The organism is Nocardioides sp. JQ2195 (assembly GCF_012272695.1).
Lineage (GTDB): Bacteria > Actinomycetota > Actinomycetes > Propionibacteriales > Nocardioidaceae > Nocardioides.
In genome coordinates, this window is sequence record NZ_CP050902.1 from 1,754,747 (window position 1) to 1,775,225 (window position 20,479).

The following is a 20,479-nucleotide window of genomic DNA, read 5'->3' on the forward strand; positions in this document are numbered from 1 at the left end:
CGCCGGTCCTGGTCGACCGCGCTCCACCCCGACTCGTCGCGGTGGAGGCGTGGCTTCAGCGGCGGCGGTCGGGACGGACCCGCAGGACCCGGAGCGTGGTGGCGAGCATGCGGTAGTGGCCGACCAGCATCAGCAGCTCCAGGGTGGTGCGCTCGTCGAGGTGTTCGCGGACCCTGCGCCAGGTCGCGTCGCTGAGGTCCGCGTCGCGGAGCAGCTCGTCCGTGGCATCGAGCAGCACGGCGTCACGCTCGGACCAGGTGTGCTCGGCCCTTCCGGCGATGGCCTCGATCTCCGAGGTGCCCAACCCGGCCTTGCAGCCCAGGCCCTCGTGCTGGCTCCACTCGTAGGTCGAGCCGGCGTCGGCGGCGACACGCAGGATGACCAGCTCGGTCTCCCGCCTCGCCAGCCGGCCGCCGGGCATCAGCCGCCCGGCGAAGTGCAGCCATCCCCAGAACAGCCGGCGGTTGCGGCCCAGGGTCAGGAACACCGCCGGCGGCTCGGTCCCGGACACGCGGCCGGCGAGACGGGAGAAGGCCCAGATGAACGGACCGACCTCACGGACGCCGCCGGGGGAGAGCCGAGGAGTCTCGTCGTCGACCGGGTCGGTCATGCCTGCCCGCCTGTCCGCCGGGCCCGGCCGACGGCGGGGAGCGCCCTGTTGGCGCCGTAGTTCATCGCCCGCATCGCGAGGACGTACGCCGGGGAGCAGTGACGCTGCAGGAAGTGGATGAGCCGGATGTCGTTGGAGGTGTAGACCCAGTACTTGTTGCGGCGTACACCGTCGAGGATCGCCTCCGCTGCGGCATCCGGGCTGACCGCGCGTGAGCGGAAGCGTTTGTGGGCCTTCTCGAAGGCGGGAGTCGCCTTGTCCACGCCGGCGATGTCGATGGTCTCGGTGAGGCCGGTGTCCACGCCTCCGGGGCAGACCAGGCTCACTCCGATCCGGTGTCGGCGGAGATCGAAGCGGAGCACCTCCGAGACACCCCGCAGACCGAACTTGCTGGCGGAGTAGGCCGCGTGCCAGGGCATGCCGATGATGCCGGCGGCCGAGGAGACGTTGACGAGGTGGCCGGGCCGCCCGGCCTCGATCATCGGCGGCACGAGCTCTTCGATGACGTGGATCGGGCCCATCAGGTTGACGTCGATCATCTTGCGCCACTGCTCGTGCTCGAGGGACTGGACCGTGCCCCAGGAGGAGATGCCGGCGACGTTCATCACCACGTCCATGGCGCCGTGCTCGCGGGTGAGGCGTGCGGCCATCTCCTTGACTGCGGAGTGGTCGCTGATGTCGGCGGCCTCGACGAACGGGACCCGTCCACCACTGGTCCTGACCTGCGCTGCGACCGTGTCGAGAGCCTCGGCGTTCCGGTCGGTGAGGAACACGGACGCACCCTCGGCGGCCGCGAGCTCGGCGCAGGCCCGACCGATGCCGCTGGCCGCTCCGGTGATGAACACGCGCGCGCCGGAGAGATCGTCGAACGGTCGGCGGAACATGGGTCTCCTCAGATGGTCACAGCAGGGGCCGGAGCGGGGTGAGCACGGCTTCGGTGAAGCGTCGGTAGATGTCGCGGGAGTCCCACTCGTCGCGGGTCAGCTCGGCGGAGTTGGAGAGGTCGACCTCGAAGATCTTCTCCATCGCCCGGGCCATGCCGGGGTCGATGATCTCGACGTTGACCTCGTAGTTGCCGGTCATGCTGAGGCGGTCGATGTTGGCGGTGCCGACGGTCGACCAGTTGCCGTCGATGGTCGCGGTCTTGGCGTGCACCATGGCGTCCTTGAACCGGAAGATCCGGACCCTGGCGTTGAGCAGCTGGCTGAAGTAGCCGCGGGAGATCCAGTCGGCGACGATGTGGTTCGACTTGGCCGGGACCAGCAGGCGTACGTCGACCCCTCGACGTGCGGCGGCGACGATCGCGTCGACGAAGTCCTGGTCGGGGATGAAGTAGGCGTGGGTCAGCCAGATCTTGTCCGTGGCCCGGTTGATGGCCTCGAGATACATGGCGCGGATCGGGAACATCCACAGCCGGGGGACGTTGCGCTGGAACCTGATCCGAGGTTCCCACTGGGAGGCGGTCTCGAGCAGCAGGGGGCGCTCGCTGGCGCGGAAGCGCTTGCGGCGGTGGAGGTTCCAGAAGTCGGCGAAGGCACGCTTGAGGTCCCAGACCCCGGGACCGGTGATGCGGCAGTGCGTGTCACGCCACTCGGTGGCGTAGGGGGAGCCCACGTTGTAGCCGCCGACGAAACCGACCTCGTCGTCCACGACGAGGATCTTGCGGTGGTCCCGGCCGTAGCGGCTCAGGTCGAAGAACCTCAGGCCCGCTGTGTAGATCGGGAAGCGGAGCACCTTCAGCTCGGGGTGGAAGTGCTTGAACGCGGGGTTCACCACGATGTTGGCGAATCCGTCATAGATGATGTGCACGTCGACGCCGCGCTCGGCGGCCGCGGTCAGTGCACGCTTGAACCGCTCACCGACCTCGTCGCCCTTCCAGATGTAGGTCTCGAAGAGGATCTGGCGCTCGGCACCCTCGATGGCGTCGAGCATGTCGTCGTAGAGGTCCTGGCCGAAGGTGTAGGTGGTGACCTTGCCGTCGCCGACCGCGACCGTCGTGGGCCGGGTCGTCGGGAAGGGCTTCGGCTTCTTGTTGCGCCGCCGGTAGGAGTCGACGAGCGTGAGGCCCAGCGCGAACAGGGTCGGGATCCCGAAGAAGCACAGGAGGGCACGCCGCGCGTAGGTGAATAGCCGGTCCCGGCCAGGGGCTGTTCGGGGCACGGCGTCAATGTATCGGCTCGGTGCACGGATTCGTCGTCAGTGTCGGTGGTTAGTCTGGACAGCATGCGACCAGTGACCGATCTCGAGCGCCGGGTGGCCCCCTTCGACGTGGTCTCCGACTACCAACCCGCAGGTGACCAACCCGCGGCGATCAAGGAGATCTCGTCGCGGATCAACGACGGTGTCGACGACATCGTGCTGCTCGGTGCCACCGGCACCGGCAAGACGGCAACGGTGGCCTGGGTGGCCGAGCAGGTGCAGCGGCCGGTGCTGGTGCTCCAGCCCAACAAGACACTTGCCGCGCAGTTCGCCAACGAGCTGCGCGGGCTCTTCCCCAACAATGCCGTCGAGTACTTCGTCAGCTACTACGACTACTACCAACCTGAGGCCTACGTGCCGCAGACCGACACCTACATCGAGAAGGACTCCTCGATCAACGAGGAGGTCGAGCGGCTGCGCCACTCCGCCACCAACTCGTTGCTGACGCGTCGCGACGTCATCGTGGTGTCCACGGTGTCCTGCATCTACGGCCTCGGCACCCCCCAGGAGTATGTCGACCGCATGGTGCGCCTGCGCGTGGGGGAGGAGCACGACCGTGACGCGATCCTGCGCCAGCTCGTCTCGATCCAGTACACCCGCAACGACCTCGCCTTCACCCGGGGCACCTTCCGGGTGCGCGGTGACACGCTCGAGATCTTCCCGGTCTACGAGGAGCTCGCGGTCCGCGTCGAGTTCTTCGGCGACGAGATCGAGCGGCTGATGACCCTGCACCCGATCACCGGGGAGGTGATCACCGACGACCAGGAGCTCTACGTCTTCCCGGCCACCCACTACGTGGCCGGCCCGGAGCGCATGGAGCGGGCGATCAACGGCATCGAGGCCGAGCTCGTCGAGCAGCTGGCCACCTTCGAGCGGCAGGGCAAGCTGCTCGAGGCGCAGCGCCTGCGCATGCGCACGACGTACGACATCGAGATGATGCGCCAGGTGGGTTCCTGCTCGGGCATCGAGAACTACTCCATGCACATGGACGGCCGCTCGCCCGGCAGTGCGCCGAACACCTTGCTCGACTACTTCCCCGAGGACTTCCTGCTCGTCGTCGACGAGTCCCACGTCGCGGTGCCCCAGATCGGCGGGATGTACGAAGGCGACATGTCGCGCAAGCGCAACCTGGTCGAGCACGGATTCCGGCTGCCGAGCGCCATGGACAACCGCCCGCTGCGGTGGGAGGAGTTCCTGGAGCGGATCGGCCAGACGATCTACCTCTCGGCGACGCCCGGCAACTACGAGCTCGACAAGGTGCAGGGCGACGTGGTCGAGCAGATCATCCGGCCGACCGGCCTGGTCGACCCCGAAGTCGTGGTCAAGCCGACCAAGGGCCAGATCGACGACCTGATCCACGAGATCCGCGAGCGTGCCGAGAAGAACGAGCGGGTGCTGGTCACCACCCTGACGAAGAAGATGTCCGAGGACCTCACCGACTACCTCCTCGACGCCGGCATCCGCACCCGCTACCTGCACAGCGAGGTCGACACGCTGCGACGCATCGAGCTGCTGCGGGAGCTGCGGATGGGGGAGTACGACGTGCTCGTCGGCATCAACCTGCTCCGCGAGGGACTCGACCTTCCCGAGGTGTCGCTGGTGGCGATCCTCGATGCCGACAAGGAGGGCTTCCTGCGCTCCGACAAGTCGCTCATCCAGACCATCGGCCGTGCAGCCCGCAACGTCTCCGGGCAGGTCTACATGTATGCCGACAAGATCACCGCGTCGATGGAGCGGGCGATCGACGAGACCAACCGCCGCCGCGAGAAGCAGATCGCCTACAACACCGAGCGGGGCCTCGACCCCCAGCCGCTGCGCAAGAAGATCGCCGACATCACCGACATGCTGGCCCGTGAGGACGAGAACACCCAGGAGCTGTTGCAGACCTGGGCCGACGTGGGGCAGAAGGGACGCGCGGGCGGGGTGAAGCCCAAGGCATCACCGACACCGGCGCTGTCCAAGATCCACGACGAGGCGCCCGACACCTCGGGGATCCCGTCCGCCGACCTGGCGGAGCTGATCCAGGCGTTGACCGACCAGATGAAGAACGCGGCCGCCGAGCTGCAGTTCGAGGTGGCTGCCCGACTGCGCGACGAGATCTCCGACCTCAAGAAGGAGCTCCGCCAAATGATGGAGGCGACGAAGTGACCAGACGCCCAAGGTGACGAGTGGAGGCCGGGTCCCCGTGCGCATAGGTTGGGCGCATGGACGTGGAGCAGATGCAGGAGTTCGCACTGTCACTGCCGGGAGCCTGGCCCGACAACCCCTGGGGTCACGACCACCCGGTGATCAAGGTCGGCCCGGGGGAGCGGGGCAAGATCTTCGCCTTCCTCGGTGAATCGGGTGTCGGCGTCAAGTGCGGCGCCGACCGGGACGTGGCCGACGAGTGGCTGCAGCGATATCCCGGCGACGCGTCGGCGATGCGCTACATCGGTCGTTCCGGCTGGAACGACCTGCAGTTCCGTGGCGCCATTCCCGACGACGAGTTGGTGGCTGCCGTGGAGGACTCATATGCCACAGTGGTGTCGAAGCTGCCGAAGAAGTTGCGTCCCACTGCAGAGGAGACTGACCAGTGACCGATCGCGAGGAGCTGATCGAGAAGATCAACGCGGCCATCTTCACGCCGGTGCGCACCCGCAGCAGCTACGACATGACCCACGTCGACGACTTCCTCGACGCCCTGGTCGTTGCCCTTCGGCAAGGACGGCCGGTTGAGCCGCTGGTGGACATGGTGCGCTTCTCGACGGTGCGTTTCCGAGAGGGCTACCAGGCGCACGAGGTCGACCGCTTCCTGGACCACGTGGTCCTCGACTCGAAGGCCCTGCCGGCCCTCGATGCCACCGCTGGGCCCGTGCCGTCCGCCCCGGTCGCCGAGCCGGATGGGGCCGAGATGGACTCGGCCGTTCCTGTGCAACCGGTCCCCGAGGCCCAGGCCGTCGAGCCGGGCGTGATCGAGGAGCAACGCGGCCTGATCGGGCGCCTCTTCCGCCGCTGAGTCACGGCACCCGGCGGGGCAGGTCACTCGGGCGGGCGCAGCTCGCCCCGGGCATCCCTCTCGAGGGCCTTGCGCTCCTTCTTCTCGAGCGACCTGACCTCCTGGGCGATGATCTCGTTGCGCATGAAGACCATCCGTCCCACGTTGATGCCGGTTCCGAGCATGGGGAAGAGCGGCCACGGGAAGTACGGGTCGAACCCGCCGTCACCGAAGCTCGTCGCGACCCAGATCACCCAGCACAGGAGCGAGACGGAGAGGAACGTCCACAAGGCATCCTTGCGGTCCTTCGCGTAGGCGTTCACCGCCTGGTCCCTGCGCGTGGCGGCCGTGGTGCTCGTCGCAGTGACGGGCACCAGGTCCTTCACGAGGTCCGGCAGGTCGCCCAGTGTCCGGGCGGTCGACACCTGGTCGATGCGGGTGTCGAACTCTTCTCGGTCGAGACGGCCGTCGGCATAGGCGTCCCCCAGGGCGCGCCGGATCACGTCGCGTTCCCTGTCCCCGGCCCTCAGCGCGGAATTCTCAGCGCGTCGGGGATCGTGCTCGAACTCGTCCCAGATGGCGGCCATGCGACCAGACTATGTGGCTCGCGCCATGCGGGGGAGTCGGGAGGTGCCGTCACCAATCGTCCTCGGAATCGTTACAGGTCTCACGCGGGTGATCAGGGGGATTGCCCAGAATGAGAACACGTTCTAATATTGCCGAGCGCCGTGGACGTGGTGTCGCGGAAGAGATGTGTCGGACAAGTAGTCGTGCTGCGATCAATCGGGACCGGGAGGTGGAGCGGTGGGGTTCTCTGCTGTGTCCGTGGTCCGTGGCCCCGGTGAGATCACCGCCATGGTCGTCCAGGTCACCAAGATCATCTTCACCCGCAAGTTCCAGCTCCGGGAGTTCATCGAGCAGGCCTGGTTCATCACCAGTGTCACGCTGATGCCCACGATCCTGGTCTCGATCCCGTTCGGTGCGGTGATCTCGCTCCAGGTCGGCAACCTCACGGGCCAGCTCGGCGCCCAGTCCTTCGCCGGGGCCACGGCAGTGCTGGCGGTCGTCCGCGAGGCGGCACCGATCGCCGCCGCCCTGATCATCGCCGGAGCCGCCGGATCCGCGATCTGCTCCGACATGGGTGCCCGCAAGATCCGCGAGGAGATCGATGCCATGGAGGTTCTCGGCATCGACCCCCTCGAGCGCCTGGTGGCTCCTCGCGTGTGTGCCACGGTCTTCGTGGCGTTGATGATCAACGGGCTGGTCATCTCCGCCGGCATCGGTGGCGGCTACTTCTTCACCGTCGTCATCCAGGGTGGGTCTGCGGGAGCGTTCCTGTCGTCGTTCACGGCGTTGGCGTCGCTGCCTGACCTGTGGATCGCGATGATCAAGGCTGCGGTGTTCGGTTGGCTCGCCGCCGTGGTCGGCGCCCACAAGGGACTCAACGCAGGGGGCGGCCCCAGCGGTGTCGGACGCGCCGTCAACGAGTCCGTGATCATCGCCTTCATGTTGCTGTTCTTCATGAACGCGATCATCACTGCCATCTACTTCCAGATCATTCCGCCGCCGGGGTTGTGATGGCGACACTGACTTCCCTGGGATCCTCCTTCGTGAGGGGTCGCCGCGACAGCCTCGAGCAGTACGGCGACCAGTTCCTGTTCTACGTGAAGGCGCTCAGCTGGTCGCCTCGGGCGGTCCGCCGCTACCGCCGGGAGATCTGGAACACCTTGGCTGAGGTCACCTTCGGAGCGGGTGGTCTGTCGGTCATCGCAGGCACGGTCGGGGTGATTGCGTTCCTGGCCTTCTTCGCCGGCACCGAGGTCGGGATCCAGGGCTACGCGTCGCTCAGCCAGATCGGCGTGGCGAAGTTCAGTGCGTTCATCTCGGCCTACTTCAACACCCGTGAAGTGGCGCCGCTCGTCTCCTCGATCGCGCTCGCCGCCACCGTGGGCTGCGGCTACACCGCCCGCCTGGGTGCGATGCGCATCTCCGAGGAGATCGACGCCCTCGAGGTGATGGGGGTGCCCTCGCTCCCGTTCCTGGTCACCACGCGGATGATCGCCGCGTTCATCGCCGTCATCCCGCTCTACATCGTGGCGCTGTCCGCGTCCTACCTCTCCCCGCGCCTGATCACCACGTTGATGTACGGCCAGTCGTCGGGCACCTACGACCACTACTTCATCCAGTTCCTCCCACCGATCGACATGCTGTGGTCGTTCTTCAAGCTGTTGTTCCTGGCGGTCTCGGTCATCCTCATCCACTGCTACTACGGCTACACCGCATCCGGTGGCCCCGCAGGGGTGGGCCTTGCCGTGGGCCGGGCGATCCGGACCTCCATCGTCTGGATCGTCGTGGCGGACTTCTTCCTGAGCTTCGCGATCTGGGGATCGACCACCACGGTGAGGATCACGGGGTAGCACTGTGCTGGTCAACCTTCACCACGGCAACGCCGCGGAGCACCGACGCCTGATGCTCTTCGGCGTCGTCTTCCTGACCCTGATCGCGACCTTCATCGGCACCTCGATCGCGGTCTACCAGAAGGTCTTCGAACCGGTCACGATGATCACCATCAAGGCCGACCGTGCTGGGTTGCAGCTGGCCAAGTTCGGCGACGTGCGCGTGCACGGCGTTCTCGTGGGGCAGGTCCGCTCGATCGAGCAGGACGGCGAGCAGGCCTCGATCAAGGTCGGGCTCAAGCCCGAAGCAGCGCGCAGGATTCCGTCCAACGTCTCGGTCGAGATCCTGCCGACCACGCTGTTCGGCCAGAAGTTCATCTCGTTCGTGGACCCGGACGCCCCGGCGCAGGAGGCATTGTCGGACGGAGACGTGATCACCTCGGACCGGGTCGAGACCAATGTCGAGCTGAGCCGCATCCTGTCCAACCTCTTCCCGCTGCTGCGGTCGGTGCGTCCCTCCGACCTCAATGCCACGCTCAGTGCCCTGTCCACCGCACTGAGCGGCCGCGGTGAGGAGATCGGCGAGACGATGGACAAGCTCGGGAGCTACCTCGAGGCCATCGACAGCCACCTGCCGACGTTGCGCCAGGACCTGATCCTGCTGGCGGACGTCGCCCAGACCTACTCGATCGCGGCGCCGGACCTGATCGACGTGCTCCGCAACGCGACGGTCACCAGCAAGACGGTGCTGGAGAACAGGAAGGACCTCGGGACGTTCTTCGCCGACGTCACCGGGCTGGCCGACACCACCACCAGGATCCTCAGGGACAACGAGGCGGACCTGATCCGTGTCACCGAGCTGACGGAGCCGATCCTCAACCTCCTCGCCGTCTACTCGCCCGAGTTCCCCTGCCTCCTGGAGGGCCTCGACAAGTACGACGACTACCTCGGTGACATGTTCTCCGGCGACCGGGTCAAGCAGTACGTCGAGCTGGGCGCCACCCAGTACGCCGGCTACACGGCAGCCGACCGCCCCGTCTACGGCGAGGTTGGTCACGGGCCGTGGTGTGCGGGGCTGCCCAACCCGCCGGTGCCCATCCAGGAGATCCCCCTCGACGACGGTGACGACCGGACCCTCGACGACTCGCCGACCTCGTTCCTGCAGGACCCTGCCAAGCTCCTCGACCTCCTCGGCATCAGCGCCGCGTCCCGTCGCAACACGACCATGGGGGAGGTCGGGACGAAGGCCGACCAGAAGGTGACCGGCGCCCTCCTGGCGGCGAGCTCGGGGCGAGCTGCCGACAGCTACGGCTCGATGCCGTCCCTGCTCTACGGTCCGTTGGTCCGTGGCTCGGAGGTGACCGGATGAGTCGCAACTCCACCACCATCGCCGCCGGCATCAAGCTCGGCATCTTCACCCTTGTGAGCCTGCTGGTCACCGGCCTGCTGGCCGCGATCATGGGCAACGTCGGATTCGGCGCGGGGAAGACCTACCAGGCGGTGTTCTCCAACGCCTCGATGCTGGAGAAGGGCGACGACGTGCGCATCGCCGGCGTCTCCGTGGGCGAGGTGAAGGAGGTGGAGCACCACGAGCGGAACCACGCCCTGGTCACCTTCCGGGTGAAGGCCGACGTCCCGATGACCACCTCGACGAGGGCCGAGATCCGCTTCAAGAACCTCGTGGGGGATCGCTACCTGGCCATCGAGGAGGGCAAGGACGGTGAGGCGCCCGGGCTCGACGAGGACGATGTCATCCCGATCAGCAACACGAGCCCGGCCCTGGACCTGACCGTCCTGTTCAACGGGTTCAAGCCGCTGTTCACCGCCCTGCAGCCCGATCAGGTCGACGAGCTCTCGCTGAACCTGGTGCGCGTGCTCCAGGGCGAGGGTGGAACGGTCCAGAGCCTCTTGGCCAACACCGCCTCCCTGACCAACGGCCTCGCCGACCGCGACAAGCTGATCGGCGACGTGATCACCAATCTCAGCCAGACCATGGACACCGTCAACGACCGGCACACCGAGCTCAAGGACCTGATCGTCGAGCTCAAGGGCTGGATGTCCGACCTGGCCCGTGACCGCAAGACGATCGGGAGCTCCCTGGACAACATCTCAGACCTCACCGAGGTAGTGGCCGGGCTGCTGAAGGAGTCCCGACCGTGGCTCAAGGCAGACGTGGCCGAGCTGCGGAAGCTGGCCGACCTCCTGACCCAGCCGGCGAGCGAGAAGATGCTCGGTGACCTCCTCGACCGGCTGCCGGAGAGCATGACCGACCAGACCCGGACCGGCACCTACGGATCCTGGTACAACTACTACCTCTGTGCGGCCTCCGTGCGGATCAAGCTCCCCGTCGTCAGCGACATCCCGCTCCTCGACAAGCTCCAGGACCAGATCGGGAACTTCAAGATCAAGTCCAACGCTGCGAGGTGTCAGTGATGCGCAAGTACTCCGAGGCGCAGATCCTGCGCATGGGTGCGATCACTCTCGTCATCGCACTGCTGATCGTGGCCGCCGCGTTCAACCTGTCGAAGTTCCCCGGCTTCGGAGGAGACAGCTTCCAGGCCGAGTTCAAGGACGCCGGAGGGCTGCGCAAGGGGAACATCGTCCAGGTCGGCGGGATCCGCGCCGGGCGGGTCCAGGACATCGAGCTGCGGGGTGACAGGGTCCTGGTCACCTTCGAGGTCGACCACGGCGTCGAGTTCGGCAAGGAGAGCCGTGCCTCGGTCGAGGTGCTCAACCTCCTCGGCGAGAAGTACCTCGAGCTGACCCCGGCGGGGAAGGGCCAGCTCGAGGGCGACGAGGTGATCCCGGTCTCGCGCACCGAGTCGGCCTACGACATCGTCGGTGTGCTCGGCGACCTCACCTCGACCAGCGAGCGGATCGATATCCCCCAGCTGAAGAAGGCCCTCAACACGGTCGGTTCGACCATCGAGTCCGCCGGGCCCGAGGTCGACGCGGCCTTCACCGGGATCTCGCGTCTCTCCGAGTCGGTCGCCGGTCGTGACAAGGAGCTGCAGACCCTGCTCGAAGGATCGGCATCGGTCAGCAAGATCCTCGACGACCGCAAGAAGGATGTCGTCAACCTGATGAAGAACGCGGACCTGGTGTTCAAGGAGCTGCGCTCGCGCAAGGCGGCCGTGCACCGACTGCTGGTCAACGCCAACATCCTGGCCAAGGAGCTGCGGGGGGTGGTGGACGACAACCAGGCCCAGATCGCACCCGCGCTCAAGGAGGTGGACGACCTGCTCGACTTCCTCAACTCCAAGGAGAAGGAGCTCAAGGCCACGCTGAACGCCTACGGCCCCTATGCCGACATCCTGGGGAACATCATCGGCACCGGTCCCTGGTTCGACGCCTACGTGGTGAACCTGGCCGGCCTGGCCACCGGCGAGTTCTCCCAGGTCGGGACGGTGGGCTGACGTGCTCCGACAGATCAACGTGAAGCTCTTGGCGGTCGCGGTCGCCCTGCTGCTGCTCGCTGCGACCTTCCTCACGATCCGTGACTCCGAGGAGACCAAGACGGTCTCGGCACACTTCCCGCGTGCGGTGAGCATCTTCGAGAACACCGACGTCCGGGTGCTCGGCGTGACCGTCGGCAAGGTCACCGCGGTGGTTCCCGAGGGCAACTCCGTGCGGGTCGACATGGAGTACGACGCCGAGGTGAAGCTGCCCGACGACGCCAAGGCAGTGATCATCACCCCCACCCTGGTGGCCGACCGCTTCGTGCAGCTGACGCCCGCCTACACCTCGGGTGCGGTGCTGGCGGATGCGGCAGACATCAAGCTGGCCGACACCGGGGTGCCGGTGGAGCTCGATCGGATCTACTCCGGCCTGCGCGACCTCACCACGGCGCTGGGCCCCAACGGGGCCAACTCCGACGGCACGCTGAACCACCTGCTCAAGGTCGCGGACCAGAACCTCAAGGGCAAGGGGGCCAAGGGCAACAAGATGATCAACGACCTGGCCCGCGCCGCCGTCACCTTCGGCAACGGCAGCGGTGACCTGTTCGACACGGTCGAGCACCTGGCGAACTTCACCCAGACGCTGGCGAGGAACGACAAGTACGTCGTGGCGTTCATGAAGGACCTGGCTGGCGTCTCCGCCGACCTGGCCGACGAACGCGAGGAGCTGGAGCAGGCGCTCTCTTCCGTCGCCAAGGCAGTGGGATCGGTGAAGACATTCATCAAGACCAACCGTCAGGCGATCAGCACCGACGTCGAGAAGCTCACGCGCGTGGCCAAGAACATCGCCTCGGAGAAGGACGCCCTCGACCTGGCGCTGACCGCCGGCCCGGTCGGCATCAGCAACCTGATCCTCGCCTTCGACGAGAAGTCCGGGTCGATCGGCTCACGGTTCGGGTTCCAGGGCAACGTCGCCGACTCGGACGGCTTCCTCTGCGCGGTCGTCCAGCAGTCGGAGCTCCCGAAGGTGAGCAAGGACCTGGCCTGCAAGCTGTTCAAGCAGATCCTCGAACCGGTCGTGTCCAAGGCCAGCCAGGGCCAGCCCGCCGCCAGCCGGACCCCGGCCGACGACCGGTCGGGCCCGCAGTCCGTGGGGCAGTACGCGCCCGACTCCGGCACCACGCTCGCCGACCTGACGGGAGCACGCTGATGAGGCGACGGTTGAAGGCGCGCGTCCTCGTGGTGATGGCCGTGGTCCTGGCCGTGCTCCTGTCGAGCTGCAAGTTCGACGGCGCCTACGACCTGCCGCTGCCGGGCTCCGGTGGCCTGGACGAGGACGAGTCCTACGAGGTGACCGCTGAGTTCGAGGACGTCCTCAACGTGGTCCCGCGCTCGCCGGTGATGGTGGACGACGTGCCGGTCGGGCAGGTGACCGAGGTGGAGCGGGTCGGCTGGCACGCCAAGGTGACCTTGCGTGTGCGCGACGACGTCGAGCTGCCCAGCAACGCCGTCGCGATGATCCGCCAGACCAGCCTGCTCGGCGAGAAGTATGTCTCCCTCGAGCCCGATCCTGCCAAGCCAGCGGTCGGCCGACTGGAGGACAACGACAACATCGACATGGCGTCGACCGGTCGCAACCCAGAGGTCGAGGAGGTGCTGGGCGCGCTGTCCTTCCTGCTCAGCGGTGGTGGAGTGGCGCAGCTCGGCACGATCACCGGCGAGCTCAACAAGGTGATGAGCGGCCGCACGGACCGGCTCAGGTCGCTGTTGTCCAGCCTGGACTCCGTGGTCGGCACGATCGACGACCAGAAGGCGGACATCATCCGTGCGATGGAGTCGCTCAATGACCTCGCCAGCACCCTCAACGACGAGCGCGACGTGATCGGCGAGGCCCTCGACACGATGGGACCGGCGGTCAAGGTGATCGCCGACCAGCACGACGAGCTCGTCAAGATGCTGGGTGGGCTCGACGAGCTGGGACGGGTCGGGACACGCGTGATCGGTGCGACCAAGGATGACCTGGTTGCCTCTCTGCGGTCGCTCAAGCCGATCATGACCAAGCTGAACGAGGCGGGCAAGTCACTGCCGGCCGGGCTGTCGCTGATGCTCAGCTTCCCCTTCCCCGACGAGGCCCAGGACATCGTCAAGGGTGACTACGGGAACACCGAGATCCGCTTGGACATCAACCTCGACAACTACCTCACCGATGCGCCGGTCATCTCACTGCCGGACCCGGGTGAACTGGTGAAGGCCCTCGGCAAGTGCCTGGGCAGTGGTGACCTGACCAGCCCGGCGTGCCTCAAGTTCCTGACCAACCTGGACCTCTTCCGCGAGCTCCGGGCAGCCTGCAAGAAGCAGGAGAACGAGACCAAGGACGTGTGCCGGATCCTGCGACTGCTCCCCGGTGACCAGCTTCCCTCGTTGGCCGACCTGACCGACCTGCTCGGTCTCCCGGGCCTGCCGAGCCTGCCCGACCTCCCCGGCCTGTCGGCCCTGTCCGGCTTGCGACAGGCTGCGACGAGTCCCTTCGGGACGCGCGACGCCGATCTCTACGGGAAGGGGCTGGCCTGATGACCCGCGGAGTGAAGGTCCGTCTCGTCGCGTTCTGCATCCTGAGCGCAGTGGGCATCGTCTATGTGACCGCCAACTACCTGGGCTTCGTCGACAAGGTCCTCGGCCGGGGACTCACGGTCCATGCCACCCTGCCTGACTCGGCCGGAGTGTTCGTGGGCAGCGAGGTGACCTACCGGGGCAAGAAGGTGGGGAAGGTCTCGGGCATGCACGTGACCCGTGACGGCCTGAAGCTGGACATGGCCCTCGAGGAGGGCACGGAGATCCCCGAGGGATCCGCGTTCTACGTCCACAACCTGTCCGCCGTGGGAGAGCAGTACGTCGACTTCCAGCCCGAGAGCGAGCGACCGCCGTACGCCGAGGACGGCTACACCTTCAGCGGTGGGCCCGAGTCGCTGCCCGTGGGCGAGGACGAGGTCCTGATCGCGCTCGACGAGTTCGTGTCGTCGGTGGACAAGAAGCACCTGTCGTCGGTGGTCAAGGAGCTCGGCGTCCTCTTCCACGACACGGGACGCCCGCTGCAGGAGCTGCTCGACGGTGGCACCAGGTTCATCGACGAGGCGGCTGCGCACACCGACGACACGATCAGGTTGCTCGACCAGGGCCTGACCGTGCTCCGGACCCAACAGGGCCAGGGGGAGAACATCAAGGCGTTCAGCCGGGACCTGGCCGCCCTGACCGACACTCTCCGCACCAGTGACAAGGACGTGCGCACCGTCCTGCAGACCACTCCGGGAGCGGTGCGCGAGATCGACGCCCTGCTCAAGGACCTCGAGCCGACCCTGCCCATCCTGCTGGCGAACCTGATCACCACGAACCAGGTCGCGGTCAACCACCTGGGCGGGATCGAGACGCTGCTGGTCTCGTTCCCCCTGGCGGTGGCAGGAGGCTTCACCGGAACCCCCGGCGACGGGTGGGGCCACGTCAACATCCAGCTGGCCCAGACGCCCGGTCCGTGTCATGGCGCGGGCTACAAGCCGGTCGGGGAGTGGCGACAGGGCAACGACCTGTCCGACAGTGCCATCTACCCGGCCAGGTGTGCCAACCCGGGCAAGTCCGTGCAGCGCGGCAGCCAGTTCTCACCCGAGAAGGGCGCCGGGTCGAACTCGACCGGGCGTGCCTACCGCGGCGCCTACGACCCGATGACGGGACTGACCGACGGCGCCGTCGACCAGGACGGCAACCCCGTCTCCGTACACTCGCCGAAGAATCTCTCCATTCTCGGCGACGACTCCTGGAAGTGGCTCCTCGTGGGGCCGGTGGCACAACAGTGACTGAAGAACACAAGACCATGGGCGACACCGCGGCCCCGGACCGGCTGCGCACCAACGTGGCGCTGTACGCCGGCGTGCTGGTGCTCGCTTTCGCGACCGTGCTCACCGGCGTGCTCGTCGTGTGGCCCGAGGTGCAGCAGCGCGTGGACGGCATCGCCTCCTCGCACGAGGCATCCGAACCGACGAAGGAGGACATCGCACCCGGGGTCTACCGCGCCATCCTGGCCGCGGCCACCGGACACGCGACGGCGTTCGTCAACCTCGACTACCGGGAGATCGACGAAGCCATCACCTCGGTCGAGGAGAAGTCGACCGGCGCCTTCGCCAAGCAGTACGGCAAGTCGGAGAAGGGTCTGCGCACGTTGATGAAGCGCAACCACTCCGTCATGGAGGGCACCGTCCTGTCGGCCGGTGTCGTCGCGGCCTCGGACTACACGGCCCGGGTGCTGGTGGCCACCAACGGAACGGTGCGCAACAAGAGCACGAAGAACAAGAAGGTGGAACGCAACCTGCGACTCCAGCTCGACCTCACCAAGACCGATGACCAGTGGTTGGTCAACGACGTCCAGTTCGTGGGGTGAACGACATGACAGACGACAAGAAGCAGTCGCGGCGCCCGGTTGCGGGATCGCGCAGTCCCTCGACCGCCCCGCGTCGCGTGGCAGGACGTTCCGTTCGTCCCGACCCGGAGCAGGGCGAGCAGGCTCGCCCGGTGCGGACCGCGGGAGCCGTGCAGGCGCCTGACCGTGCACCGGCGGAAGCCGCCCCAGCTGCGAGCACGCCGGCCACCGGTCGACGACCGCGGCGCGCTGAGGACGCGGTCGACCGCGAGCCGGGAGCGTTGAGCAGTCCCCGCACGACTCGGGTGCTGCTGGGCCTGCTGGTCGCCCTGCTGGTGGTCGGCGTGGTCGAGTCCGGCGTCTGGGCCTGGTCCCGCTACAGCGGTGGTGACGACCGGCAGCACGTGCTCTCCTTCGAGGAGGACTACGTGGTCCACGACGACCCGATCATCGTGCCGATGGCCGACTGGCGTGATGCCAACGACGTCGCGATGAAGAGCGTCACCGAGATCCTGAACGTGTCCTGGAAGGACTACGACCAGAACCTCGAGGATGCCCGGAAGCTGATCACCGACAACTTCGAGAAGGAGTACGCCAGCACCACGAAGGACAGTCGTGACCTCTTCCTGAAGAGCAAGGCCGAGTATGACTTCGCGGTGGTCGGCACCTCGGTCGTGGAAGCGACACCCGACGAGGTCGCCACGTTGTTGTTCCTCAACCAGTACGTCTACAAGGGTGAGGGCAAGCAGCGGACCGGCCCCGAGATCTATCCGGTCCGGGTCATGGTCCGGATGGTGCGCAGCGACAGCGGATGGCTGATCGACGAGCTCAAGGCACTCTGACCCCTGTCGGTCGAGCCGGTCCTCCCGGCGGGTTCGGATCGTGGACGCGGACTTCCCGTTCCGACGATTCTGCGGAAAACTAGAACACGTTCCAGCAGGATGGCTGGACGTGTTGCTTGAGATCTGTGCGCCGGGAAGGGAAGGATCAGGCCATGTCGCCCACTGAGACCTCCTCCGTCGCCACCGTCGAGACCGATCTGATCATCATCGGCGCGGGGCCGACCGGCCTGTTCAGCGCCTACTACGCAGGGTTTCGCGGGCTGAGGGTCGCGATGATCGACTCGCTGCCCGAGCTCGGGGGCCAGATCAGCGCGATGTATCCCGAGAAGGCGATCCTCGACGTGGCCGGCTTCCCCCACGTGAAGGGTCGCGACCTCGTGACGGGGCTCGTCGAGCAGGCGAACACCGCCAACCCGACGTACGTCCTGGGACGAAGCGCGGTGAGCCTCTCCGTCGACGGCGACGTCGTCACGGTCGGGCTCGACGACGGGACCACTGTCCGGGGGGCGGCCGTGCTGATCACCGCCGGCATCGGCAAGTTCAGCCCCAGGGCACTGCCGGCCGCCGACGGATGGACGGGCCGTGGAGTTGAGTTCTTCGTGCCCAGCTTCGCCCCCTACGCCGACAAGGACGTCGTGATCGTCGGCGGCGGGGACAGCGCCTTCGACTGGGCGATCCATCTCGAGCCGATCGCGAAGTCCGTCACCCTGGTGCACCGTCGTGACGCGTTCCGTGCCCACGAGCGCAGCGTGGAGCGAGTCAGGCAGTCCAGCGTCGAGATCATCACCAGGGCAGAGGTGAGCGCGTTGCGAGGCCAGGACTGCCTCGAGGAGGTCGAGGTCACCGTGGACGGCGAGGCCACCACGCGGCCCGCCCAGGCAGTCGTCGCCGCGCTGGGCTTCATCGCGGACCTGGGGCCGATGAAGGAGTGGGGCCTCCAGCTCGAGAAGCGACACGTCGTGGTGGACTCCGCGATGCGGACCAACCTGCCCCGGGTCTTCGCCGCCGGGGACATCACCGAGTACCCCGGCAAGGTGCGACTGATCGCCGTCGGCTTCGGCGAGGCCGCGACCGCGGTCAACAACGCCGCTGTCGCCATCGACCCGTCTGCCCACGTGTTCCCGGGCCACTCAAGTGAAGGAAGCTGATGTCAGGTCGCGACGCCATTCGCCTCGACGACGCCGAGCTGGCGGCGTTCCTGGGCGAGAACGTGAAGGTGCAGGTCGCCACCGTCGGGACCGACGGCACCGCCCACCTCACCACGCTGTTCTACGTGGTCCTCGACGACGGCCGGATCGCGTTCTGGACCTACGGCCGGTCGCAGAAGATCCGCAACCTCGAACGTGATCCACGGATCACCTGCCTGGTCGAGGACGGCACCGACTACTTCGAGCTGCGCGGTGCCTCGATCAAGGGAACCGCGGAGCTGGTCCGCGAACCCGGGCGGATCTTCGAGATCGGTGCCGCCGTGGCCACCCGCATGGTCGGCGCGTCCTCGTTCGACCAGCTGGGCGACCTGGGCGCCCGGGAAGTACGCCGCCAGGCGGCCAAGCGGGTCGCAGTCATCGTGACTCCCGAGCAGGTCAGCTCGTGGGACCACCGCAAGATGCTCGAGCAATCGTCAGCACCGAAGGAAGGATGAAATGTCATGAAGGTCAAGGTCGACTTCGATCTCTGTGAGTCCAACGCGCTCTGTGAGGCACTGGCTCCCGACACGTTCCAGCTGGACGACGACGACTACCTCCAGGTGTTGCAGGACGACGTGACCGACGAGAACCGCGGCAACATCGAGCGCGCCGTCGCGTCCTGCCCCCGGTCGGCCATCTCGATCGTGGAGGACTGAACCGCATGTCGCACGACCTCGACCTGGACGGCCGCGTCGCCGTCGTCACCGGTGCGGGAGCCGGCCTGGGGCGGGCCGAAGCCGTCGCCCTGGCGCGAGCCGGCGCCCGCGTCGTGCTCAACGACCTCCCCGGGGCGGCCGAGGAGGTGGCGGAGGAGATCCGTGGCTTCGGGGGAGAAGCGCGCATCGCGGCCGGCGACGTGGGGGAGCGGGCCACCGCGGACCTGATGGTCTCCACCGCCCTGGAGGAGTTCGGCAGCCTGGACGCGGTCGTCAACAACGCCGGGATCACCCGGGACCGGATGCTGTTCAACCTCGGCGACGACGAGTGGGACCTGGTGATCAAGGTGCACCTGCGTGGCCACTTCCTGCTCACCCGGAACGCGGCGTCGCACTGGCGAGCCCGGTCGAAGGAGACGGGTGGACCGGTCTACGGACGCATCGTCAACACCTCGTCCGAGGCGTTCCTCTCCGGATCGCCCGGCCAGGCCAACTACGCCGCGGCCAAGGCCGGGATCAGCGCGTTGACCCTCTCGGCTGCCCGCGGCCTGGCCAGGTTGGGTGTCCGCGCCAACGCCATCTGCCCGCGAGCCCGGACGGCGATGACCGAGGCGGTCTTCGGTGAGGACGAGTCGGGCAAGGACGTCGATCCCTACTCGCCCGACCACGTGGCCCCCGTGGTCGCCTTCCTGGCCTCGCCCGCTGCCGAGGCCATCAACGGCCAGGTGTTCGTGGTCTACGGCGGCATGGTGGCGCTGCTGGCCCCGCCGGTGGTGGAGCAACGCTTCGATGCCAGCGGGGCGACCTGGGACCTCGAGGACCTGTCGAAGCAGCTCGGTGGCTACTTCGTGGATCGGGATCCTTCTCTCAGCTTCTCCGCCGACTCCGTGATGAAGCTGTCCGTCTGACCCCGCACTGGTCCCGGCTCCGGGACGTTCTCCTGGCGGCGTGACCCACGCCGCCGACTCACCCTGCTCGAGAGGATTCACCATGGGCCGACTGGCCGGCAAGATCGCGATCGTCACCGGCGGTTCGCAAGGACAGGGCGCGGCCATTGCGCGCGCCTTCGTGGCCGAGGGCGCACAGGTCGTCATCGGGGACATCGCGGAGGAGGCCGGTGAGGAGCTGGCCGCGGAGCTCGGCGATGCGGCGCGCTTCCAACGTCACGACGTGAGCGACGAGGAGTCGTGGAACTCGATCGTCGACTTCACCAGCACCACGTTCGGCGACGTCAACGTGCTCGTCAACAACGCCGGCGTGCTGCGCTTCGGTGAGCTGCACACGATGGCGCTCGACGAGTTCGACCTGCTCGTGCGCATCAACCAGCGTGGCACCTTCCTCGGCATGCGCGCGGTGGCTCCGACGATGCGCAGGAACAAGCAGGGTTCCATCGTCAACGCGTCCTCCGTCGAGGGGCTTGCCGGGATGGGCAGCCTGGCGGCGTACACCGGGACCAAGTTCGCCATCCGCGGCATGACCAAGGCGGCGGCGCTCGAGCTCGGCGGCCGCGGCGTCCGGGTGAACTCGGTGCATCCCGGCATGATCGACACCGGAATGACCCGCGAGCACGGCGGTGACGCGGCCATGGAGTACGGCGCCAGCAAGGTGCCGATGCGACGGGTCGGAACCCCCGAGGACATCGCGCCGTTGTACGTCTACCTGGCCAGTGACGAGAGCGGCTACGTGACCGGGGCCGAGATCGCCATCGACGGTGGCGTCACGGCCACCCACGCCTTCGGCGGCTAGTCCCAACGCCGAGTCGGCACGTGTTGACGCGTCGAGGCGTCAACACGTGCCGACTCGGCGTGCTGG

The 20,479-nt window shown here is 67.2% G+C and carries 22 protein-coding genes; 18 read left to right on the forward strand and 4 right to left on the reverse strand.

Annotation, left to right across the window (positions count from 1 at the left end; translation table 11 throughout):
- Nucleotides 1-55: 55 nt before the first annotated feature.
- The 3 genes from ncot_RS08330 to ncot_RS08340 are packed head-to-tail and all read right to left on the reverse strand — an operon-like array spanning nucleotide 56 to nucleotide 2,770.
- Nucleotides 56-610 carry a carboxymuconolactone decarboxylase family protein gene (locus ncot_RS08330; RefSeq protein WP_168617193.1) on the reverse strand — a complete coding sequence of 185 codons (555 nt, stop codon included), beginning with the start codon at nucleotides 608-610 and terminating at the stop codon, nucleotides 56-58.
- Complete coding sequence (locus ncot_RS08335) at nucleotides 607-1,494, reverse strand: SDR family oxidoreductase (protein WP_168617194.1); 888 nt, start codon at nucleotides 1,492-1,494, stop codon at nucleotides 607-609. The genes ncot_RS08330 and ncot_RS08335 overlap by 4 nt, the downstream gene beginning before the upstream one ends.
- A 16-nt stretch (nucleotides 1,495-1,510) precedes the next feature.
- Nucleotides 1,511-2,770: a phospholipase D-like domain-containing protein gene (locus ncot_RS08340; RefSeq protein ID WP_168617195.1), complete on the reverse strand. Its 1,260-nt coding sequence runs from the start codon at nucleotides 2,768-2,770 to the stop codon at nucleotides 1,511-1,513.
- A 63-nt stretch (nucleotides 2,771-2,833) separates the two neighbouring features.
- Here ncot_RS08340 and uvrB point away from each other — a divergent pair, with 63 nt between their 5' ends.
- Genes uvrB through ncot_RS08355 form a run of 3 tightly spaced genes read left to right on the forward strand, consistent with a single transcriptional unit; the run spans nucleotide 2,834 to nucleotide 5,804 of the window.
- Entirely contained in the window at nucleotides 2,834-4,957 is a 2,124-nt protein-coding gene (gene uvrB / locus ncot_RS08345) for an excinuclease ABC subunit UvrB (protein ID WP_168617196.1), read from the forward strand.
- Between the two features lie 56 nt (nucleotides 4,958-5,013).
- On the forward strand, nucleotides 5,014-5,385 hold the full coding sequence (locus ncot_RS08350) for an MmcQ/YjbR family DNA-binding protein (RefSeq protein ID WP_168617197.1): 372 nt from the start codon (nucleotides 5,014-5,016) through the stop codon (nucleotides 5,383-5,385).
- Nucleotides 5,382-5,804, forward strand: coding sequence for a DivIVA domain-containing protein (locus tag ncot_RS08355; RefSeq protein ID WP_168617198.1), 423 nt, complete (start codon nucleotides 5,382-5,384; stop codon nucleotides 5,802-5,804). The genes ncot_RS08350 and ncot_RS08355 overlap by 4 nt, the downstream gene beginning before the upstream one ends.
- A 23-nt stretch (nucleotides 5,805-5,827) precedes the next feature.
- On the opposite strand, the gene ncot_RS08360 is transcribed toward ncot_RS08355, so the two are convergent.
- A complete protein-coding gene (locus tag ncot_RS08360) occupies nucleotides 5,828-6,370 on the reverse strand; it encodes a DUF1707 domain-containing protein (protein ID WP_168617199.1) in 543 nt (180 codons plus the stop codon).
- A gap of 268 nt (nucleotides 6,371-6,638) precedes the next feature.
- Between ncot_RS08360 and ncot_RS08365 the strand changes: the two genes are divergently transcribed.
- The 15 genes from ncot_RS08365 to ncot_RS08435 all read left to right on the forward strand — a co-directional run bounded on the left by ncot_RS08365 (nucleotide 6,639) and on the right by ncot_RS08435 (nucleotide 20,413).
- Nucleotides 6,639-7,361 (forward strand): ABC transporter permease, encoded by a 723-nt coding sequence (locus ncot_RS08365; RefSeq protein ID WP_168619242.1) that lies wholly within the window; start codon nucleotides 6,639-6,641, stop codon nucleotides 7,359-7,361.
- Nucleotides 7,361-8,200, forward strand: coding sequence for an ABC transporter permease (locus ncot_RS08370; protein ID WP_168617200.1), 840 nt, complete (start codon nucleotides 7,361-7,363; stop codon nucleotides 8,198-8,200). The genes ncot_RS08365 and ncot_RS08370 overlap by 1 nt, the downstream gene beginning before the upstream one ends.
- Before the next feature lie 4 nt (nucleotides 8,201-8,204).
- Nucleotides 8,205-9,548, forward strand: a complete 1,344-nt coding sequence (locus tag ncot_RS08375; RefSeq protein WP_168617201.1) for an MCE family protein — start codon at nucleotides 8,205-8,207, stop codon at nucleotides 9,546-9,548.
- On the forward strand, nucleotides 9,545-10,612 hold the full coding sequence (locus tag ncot_RS08380; protein ID WP_168617202.1) for an MCE family protein: 1,068 nt from the start codon (nucleotides 9,545-9,547) through the stop codon (nucleotides 10,610-10,612). Before ncot_RS08375 ends, ncot_RS08380 begins: the two co-directional genes overlap by 4 nt.
- On the forward strand, nucleotides 10,612-11,595 hold the full coding sequence (locus tag ncot_RS08385; protein ID WP_168617203.1) for an MCE family protein: 984 nt from the start codon (nucleotides 10,612-10,614) through the stop codon (nucleotides 11,593-11,595). Before ncot_RS08380 ends, ncot_RS08385 begins: the two co-directional genes overlap by 1 nt.
- A gap of 1 nt (nucleotide 11,596) precedes the next feature.
- On the forward strand, nucleotides 11,597-12,787 hold the full coding sequence (locus ncot_RS08390; protein ID WP_168617204.1) for an MCE family protein: 1,191 nt from the start codon (nucleotides 11,597-11,599) through the stop codon (nucleotides 12,785-12,787).
- Nucleotides 12,787-14,148: an MCE family protein gene (locus ncot_RS08395; RefSeq protein WP_168617205.1), complete on the forward strand. Its 1,362-nt coding sequence runs from the start codon at nucleotides 12,787-12,789 to the stop codon at nucleotides 14,146-14,148. Before ncot_RS08390 ends, ncot_RS08395 begins: the two co-directional genes overlap by 1 nt.
- Nucleotides 14,148-15,422: an MlaD family protein gene (locus tag ncot_RS08400; RefSeq protein WP_168617206.1), complete on the forward strand. Its 1,275-nt coding sequence runs from the start codon at nucleotides 14,148-14,150 to the stop codon at nucleotides 15,420-15,422. The genes ncot_RS08395 and ncot_RS08400 overlap by 1 nt, the downstream gene beginning before the upstream one ends.
- Nucleotides 15,419-16,003 (forward strand): hypothetical protein, encoded by a 585-nt coding sequence (locus tag ncot_RS08405; RefSeq protein WP_168617207.1) that lies wholly within the window; start codon nucleotides 15,419-15,421, stop codon nucleotides 16,001-16,003. The genes ncot_RS08400 and ncot_RS08405 overlap by 4 nt, the downstream gene beginning before the upstream one ends.
- Entirely contained in the window at nucleotides 16,000-16,824 is an 825-nt protein-coding gene (locus tag ncot_RS08410; protein ID WP_168617208.1) for a hypothetical protein, read from the forward strand. Before ncot_RS08405 ends, ncot_RS08410 begins: the two co-directional genes overlap by 4 nt.
- A 152-nt stretch (nucleotides 16,825-16,976) precedes the next feature.
- Nucleotides 16,977-17,972, forward strand: coding sequence for an NAD(P)/FAD-dependent oxidoreductase (locus tag ncot_RS08415; RefSeq protein WP_168617209.1), 996 nt, complete (start codon nucleotides 16,977-16,979; stop codon nucleotides 17,970-17,972).
- Nucleotides 17,972-18,466, forward strand: a complete 495-nt coding sequence (locus ncot_RS08420; protein ID WP_240938133.1) for a pyridoxamine 5'-phosphate oxidase family protein — start codon at nucleotides 17,972-17,974, stop codon at nucleotides 18,464-18,466. The genes ncot_RS08415 and ncot_RS08420 overlap by 1 nt, the downstream gene beginning before the upstream one ends.
- 6 nt (nucleotides 18,467-18,472) lie before the next feature.
- On the forward strand, nucleotides 18,473-18,667 hold the full coding sequence (locus ncot_RS08425; protein WP_168617210.1) for a ferredoxin: 195 nt from the start codon (nucleotides 18,473-18,475) through the stop codon (nucleotides 18,665-18,667).
- Between the two features lie 5 nt (nucleotides 18,668-18,672).
- On the forward strand, nucleotides 18,673-19,575 hold the full coding sequence (locus ncot_RS08430) for a 3-oxoacyl-ACP reductase (RefSeq protein WP_168617211.1): 903 nt from the start codon (nucleotides 18,673-18,675) through the stop codon (nucleotides 19,573-19,575).
- Nucleotides 19,576-19,657: 82 nt separating this feature from the next.
- A complete protein-coding gene (locus ncot_RS08435) occupies nucleotides 19,658-20,413 on the forward strand; it encodes a glucose 1-dehydrogenase (protein WP_168617212.1) in 756 nt (251 codons plus the stop codon).
- Nucleotides 20,414-20,479 lie beyond the last annotated feature (66 nt).